Origin of the sequence: Nodosilinea sp. P-1105, from assembly GCF_012911975.1 — a bacterium.
Classification (GTDB): Bacteria; Cyanobacteriota; Cyanobacteriia; order Phormidesmidales; family Phormidesmidaceae; genus Nodosilinea.
This window is the reverse complement of record NZ_SMDQ01000140.1, coordinates 1-2853: the sequence shown is the minus strand read 5'-3', so window position 1 is coordinate 2853 and position 2853 is coordinate 1. Positions and strand designations below refer to the sequence as shown.

Sequence of the window (2853 nt, the reverse complement as noted above, 5' to 3'; positions counted from 1 at the left end):
TGGCTCATGACGGAGTTGGCAGAACAACGCATTCCGCCCCGAGCGGGGCGCAGTAATCCACGGGTCGTGAAAAAGCCTCGGGCAAAATTCCCCGCCCGAAAACCCTCCCATCGGGGGAGGGGAACGGTTCGACCCCAACTTAATTTCTCGATCCTAATACCAACCTGAACCTTATCCGAACAGTATTGCAACATCCCAAATAATTTCCTCCTCAATTTGAAAATAAGCATGAGCTAAGATATCTCTCAGTCCAGCAATTTTTCGCCATTCTATTTCAGGCTTAAGGAGACGAGCATCATCAGGAACATTTTTAACAGCCTCTCCAATAATTTGAAGGTTGCGTATGACAGCATCAAACGTACGATCATCTGCCACGAAATTCTCAAAGTTCATGCCTTCGGTATAATGTAAAACTTTTTCTCCTGATATCAAAATATCAGTCAAATAAAGTCGCAGATCACGAGACATAGACGGCCTCTTGTTCTACCATCTTCCGCAGCTGAGGCTTTAATGATTTCCAGCTAACCAGATCGACCTTTTTGCCCAGGTTATCTTCCAGATAAAACTTAACATCCATATAGCGATCGAAGGTTATAGGAGGTTCGAACTCGACCACAATGTCGATATCGCTGCTAGGTGTAGCTTCATCTCGCGCAACCGACCCAAATAAAGCTAGCGATCGCACACCCAAGTCTTTTAGCACCGTTTGATGTTGCTTTAAAGTTTCCAAGATTGTATTACACTGCATAGCCAGTGTTCCATTTAGCGCAAGGTTACTAGCATTGTAGTCAAGAACCCTATCTCTTTCATCGTCAGCTTGAAAGCGAACCGTCGTCATAGCTACCTTACTTTTAGCTTGAGCCTACCGTAACGGAGCATTTATCCCCCAAATTGCTTTCGAGCTGTCCAAAGGTACAGAAGTTGAGCTGTTCGTTCAATCTCCTCAAATAATGTTATCCCCCATTGCCAATGCAGAAATGAAGCGACAGTTTTTGGGGGCATTAGTAGAGCGAATGCAGCAAAACCCTATTCCTCATCATATGCAGGTGCGGCGCGACTGGTATGGTTCGTAGGCATTAGCGTGGGTGGGTTGACCATGGTGCCCAAAAACGCGGTAGCCTCTAAGGTCACCGGCAATCAAGACAACTGTTCTGTCAGCTAGCCGTTACCCCATGCCCCCAGTGCTCGACAATCTGTTTCAGCTGCCCAAGCCACTGCCAGAGGCAGAATTATTCACGACGCTATTTGCCACGCCCCACCTGCGGGTAGAGCGCATTGTCTCAACGGGGCAAACTACCCCCCCCGGCCAGTGGTATGACCAGCCCCAGGCAGAATGGGTGGTGCTATTACAAGGCCGCGCCACCCTCACCTACGAGGATGGCGCGGCTTTAAGTCTGGGGCCAGGCGACTATGTGCTGATACCGGCCCACGTGCGGCATCGGGTCGATTTCACCAGCTGTGAGCCGCCCTGCGTTTGGCTAGCGGTGCATGGCTAGTTGCTGGCGATCGCATCGACCGTCAGGTCAGACCGCAGGGTGAGGTCGAGATCGCTGGGGCGAATCACCACCACGGCGCTGTTGGAGGTGGTCTGGTTGTCGCCAGTGATAATTGCACCGACTATGCTGCCGATGGTGCGGTTGCCCGTGATGGTAGTCAAAATCGACTCCGCTGCGCCAGTGATCAGCGCCCCTTGCAGGGTGCCGCTGGTGACGCTGTTGGTGGCGGCGATCGCACTCGACTCGGCATTGACGTTATAGGTGCGCCCGTTCACCGTCAGGCTGTCGGCCACAAACTTAGCCGCCGTCACCGACGACCCGCGAATTTCCACGGGCACAATCCGCCCCTGCACTGTGCTACCCACCGGAATCAGCACCTGGCCCTGGCGGTTGAGAACAGGCTGGGTAGTTTGCAGGCTAGTGGCTACGGTTTGGCCGGGGGCCACCACAATGTCAATATCGGCGTTGGGATAGCGCACCTCTAGGCGGGTGCCATTGGCCACCAGGCGGGGCGAAGTAGCGGTGTTGTTGTTTCCCCCAGAGGCGGTGCCGGGAGTGTAGTCCACGATGTAGTTGTTGGCGCTCAGCCCCGCTTGCAGGGCGGGCATGCGGCCCTGGGCCACCAGCGCCTGGTAAATAAAGGCGGCTACGTCAGCACGGGTGGCGGTGCGCTGAGGTTGCAGGGTGTCTACGTTGGGGTAGTTGACTACCAGGCGGTTTTCGGTGGCAGCAGCCACAGGGCTTTGGCCATAGCCCGGAATCTGGCCCGCGTCGCGGTAGCGGCCCAGGACTTCATTCACCGAGCCTTGGGGACTGTAGTTGAGGCCATTGGCCAGGGCCACCAGCGCCTGCACCCGAGGAATCTGCGTCTCAGGCTGAAATACGCCGTTGGGGTAGCCCGAGAGAAAACCCTGGCTGTAGGCATCGGCGATCGCCGCATTAGCCCAGTAGTTAGCGCTCACATCGCTGAAGCGGGGGGCGGTGCGGCCGTGGGGTTGGTTAAAGGCATTGCGCACAATGGCAGCAAACTGGGCGCGGGTCACCGGTTGGTCAGGCTTAAACGTGCCGTCAGGGAACCCGGCGATAATTTGCTCGCTGGCCAGGTTCTCGATAAAAGGGCGCGCCCAATAGTTCGATCCCACATCGCTAAACTGGGCATTTTGGGCGTTGGCGGGCAGGGCTACCCCGGCGATCGCCAAGGTGCCCAGGGCCACAAAGGCGGTGGTTTTAGCAGATAAATTCATTACAGCTCCCGGTTCGCTCATTTTTGAGTGAGGTCGGCCAATTAGGTTAGATTTGGGCTATGGAAACTCCTCTAACCGTTATCACAGAACGGGTTGACGATATTCCCCTGCTG

The 2853-nt window shown here is 55.0% G+C and carries 5 protein-coding genes; 2 read left to right on the top strand and 3 right to left on the bottom strand.

The genetic code is table 11. The features are described from left to right. Nucleotides 1–171 precede the first annotated feature (171 nt). Nucleotides 172–468: a DUF86 domain-containing protein gene (locus E1H13_RS26315; protein WP_169617919.1), complete on the bottom strand. Its 297-nt coding sequence runs from the start codon at nucleotides 466–468 to the stop codon at nucleotides 172–174. Next, nucleotides 458–748, bottom strand: a complete 291-nt coding sequence (locus tag E1H13_RS26310) for a nucleotidyltransferase family protein (RefSeq protein ID WP_169617921.1) — start codon at nucleotides 746–748, stop codon at nucleotides 458–460. The genes E1H13_RS26315 and E1H13_RS26310 overlap by 11 nt, the downstream gene beginning before the upstream one ends. Before the next feature lie 202 nt (nucleotides 749–950). On the opposite strand from E1H13_RS26310, the gene E1H13_RS28390 reads away from it, so the two are divergent. Continuing rightward, nucleotides 951–1073, top strand: a complete 123-nt coding sequence (locus E1H13_RS28390) for a hypothetical protein (RefSeq protein WP_256378573.1) — start codon at nucleotides 951–953, stop codon at nucleotides 1071–1073. Between the two features lie 99 nt (nucleotides 1074–1172). After that, on the top strand, nucleotides 1173–1496 hold the full coding sequence (locus E1H13_RS26300; RefSeq protein ID WP_169617918.1) for a cupin domain-containing protein: 324 nt from the start codon (nucleotides 1173–1175) through the stop codon (nucleotides 1494–1496). Here E1H13_RS26300 and E1H13_RS26295 read toward each other — a convergent pair. Further along, complete coding sequence (locus E1H13_RS26295; protein ID WP_169617917.1) at nucleotides 1493–2740, bottom strand: S-layer homology domain-containing protein; 1248 nt, start codon at nucleotides 2738–2740, stop codon at nucleotides 1493–1495. The two genes, E1H13_RS26300 and E1H13_RS26295, sit on opposite strands and share 4 nt — an antisense overlap. Nucleotides 2741–2853 lie beyond the last annotated feature (113 nt).